The 2028-nt window shown below is 73.2% G+C and carries 4 protein-coding genes; all 4 read left to right on the forward strand.

Going from position 1 to position 2028, the window contains the following annotated elements; all coding sequences use genetic code 11:
* A partial coding sequence (locus ACWCV3_RS28765; RefSeq protein ID WP_451230245.1) for a hypothetical protein occupies positions 1-365 on the forward strand: 365 nt, incomplete at its 5' end.
* Entirely contained in the window at positions 362-973 is a 612-nt protein-coding gene (locus tag ACWCV3_RS28770; protein WP_451230248.1) for a hypothetical protein, read from the forward strand. The genes ACWCV3_RS28765 and ACWCV3_RS28770, both read left to right, overlap by 4 nt.
* Positions 970-1473, forward strand: a complete 504-nt coding sequence (locus tag ACWCV3_RS28775; protein WP_451230251.1) for a hypothetical protein — start codon at positions 970-972, stop codon at positions 1471-1473. Before ACWCV3_RS28770 ends, ACWCV3_RS28775 begins: the two co-directional genes overlap by 4 nt.
* Entirely contained in the window at positions 1466-1933 is a 468-nt protein-coding gene (locus ACWCV3_RS28780; protein ID WP_451230254.1) for a hypothetical protein, read from the forward strand. Before ACWCV3_RS28775 ends, ACWCV3_RS28780 begins: the two co-directional genes overlap by 8 nt.
* Positions 1934-2028: the final 95 nt, after the last annotated feature.

A 2028-nucleotide genomic window follows, 5' to 3' on the forward strand; every position in this document is an offset into this window, starting at 1 on the left:
TCATGGGTAGCGCCAGCCGTGGCGGGTCGTGCCCCCTGTGCGGCAACTACGCCTCGCTCACGGCCGCCGGGAAGCTGTACCGCCACAAGGGCGATGACCGGATGCTGGCCAGTGCACGGCGCCTGGAGTGCCGGGCCTCCGGTGTCCGGCGGGACGTCGCCGAGCGGCTGCGCGCCAACAAGGACGCCGGCCGCCACCCGCACCGGTGCGAGGACGGGACGTGGCTGTACGTCTGCGGCCGGTGCGGCCGGGAGGCCAAGCCCTGGCCCATCGAGCGGGACAACCGCTGCGTCCCGGCGCGCTGGACGCACTACGTCCGGCCGCTGCTGCAACTGCCGACCACGGAAGCGAGGAACGAGGAATGAGCGACAACGGACACGGCTACGGCTGGGACGACCTGCGCGACAGGCCCGCCACGGAACTGACCGTCGGGGACACGTTCGTCTCCGGGCTCGGGGCGTTCACGACGTACTGGGTCGACAAGGGCGGCCGGGTGCGGGGCCACGGGTACGAACCGCCCCGGGGCACCGCGTGGACCGTAGTGGCCCGCGACGGCGACCGCATCACCGCGCGTGGCCACGACGGGCGCGAGGCCGCCGAAGCCTTCAGGGCCGGGCAGCGGGTGCTGAAGGTCGTCCCACCCGAGCCGGTCGGCACCGTGCTGGTGGTCAACTCCCACCTGGCGAACGAGCGGCTGGCGCGGGCGCTGGGACGCAAGCCGGCCGCGTACTACGACAAGGCACTGCGCCGGGGCGGGAAGTTCGTCGTCCTGTACGGCGACGACGTGGAGACGGCGCTGGGCATCAAGTCCGTCACCCGCACCCGGCTGACCGTGGACGATGTCGCGCTGTGCATGAGCAGCCGGACTACTGTGGGCGACAACGGCCTGCGCGTCACCAACGACGACTCGGAGCACGCGCGCCGGGACGCGGACCGCGCGGCCGGCCTGAAGGTCCCGGAGGCGACGCGATGAGCGTGCTCGTGAGGTGCGACCGGTGCGGCAATCAGGAGAAGACGTCCGGCGTGATGCTGTTCGCCGGTCTCACCGGCCCCGCCATCCCGACGGCGCGGGCCGAGTTGCCGGACGGCTGGTCCCGGCCGCTGCTCCCGCACGATGACGGCTCCGCCTGGCACCACGAGCTGTGCCCGGCGTGCCGGGCCGACCTGGTCCGCTTCCTGGGCGGGGCGGTGCTGACGCCGGACGAGGCCGACGAGTGCTCCGACTGCGGGCACGTCCACGTCGGGAAGGTGTGCCGGGAGATGGCACCAGCCGGTGCGGAGGCCGGTGAGTGCGGCTGCGCCGAGGGCGTCCCGGATCTTGGCACCGGCGCCGCGTCGGACCAGATATGCCCCGGCTGCGGGCACCTGCGGCACAGCGACCCGTGCCCGGACTACGTGCCCGAGGTCGGGGCCTGTGGCTGCAAGGACCTGACGTCCCGCGAGCGGATGAAGGAGCTGGGACTCGATGACTGAGGCGGAGCACGTTCGGCGCACCCGGCTGGTCGTGGACATCGTGTGGCGTGGGCACCCCGACGGGCGCGAGCTGTACTACGACGAAGCCGAGCGGGTCACCGTGGCGCGTGACTGGATCGAGGGCGCGTTCGAGGACCGTGACGACTCGCCCGAGGTGACCGTGACGGCCGTCGGCGGCGCGTCGGCGGACCGGGGCCGGGACAGCGGCGGGGCGCTGACCTCCGTGCGCACCGTGCTGTCCCGCGCGGAGACCGCGCTGGGCGAGCTGGGGCCCGAGGGCGCGAAGACCGAGTGGCCGCCGCGTACCGGTGACTTCGAGCGGGACGACTACTTCGCACGCAAGGCTGGCAAGTTCGAGGACCCTGACGCGCCGGCGATGCGGCAGGCGCTGCGTGCGGCCGTGGCCCTGCTCTCGCCGTGGCGGAAGACCGGGCGGACCACACGGTCCACCTGCCTGTAGATCATCGCGGCCCCCGAGCCCCGGCGGACCACCCGGTCCCCCGGGGCTTCGCCGTGCTCCGGAACGATCATGGTGTGTTCCGGCCTTAACATCGC

This window comes from Streptomyces sp. NPDC001781 (assembly GCF_053596035.1).

What these genes read in the sequence shown, in the direction of transcription:
- ACWCV3_RS28775 (WP_451230251.1), top strand. Translation starts at nt 970, where the DNA reads ATGAGCGTGCTCGTGAGGTGCGACCGGTGCGGCAATCAGGAGAAGACG.
- ACWCV3_RS28780 (WP_451230254.1), top strand. Translation starts at nt 1,466, where the DNA reads ATGACTGAGGCGGAGCACGTTCGGCGCACCCGGCTGGTCGTGGACATC.
- ACWCV3_RS28770 (WP_451230248.1), top strand. Translation starts at nt 362, where the DNA reads ATGAGCGACAACGGACACGGCTACGGCTGGGACGACCTGCGCGACAGG.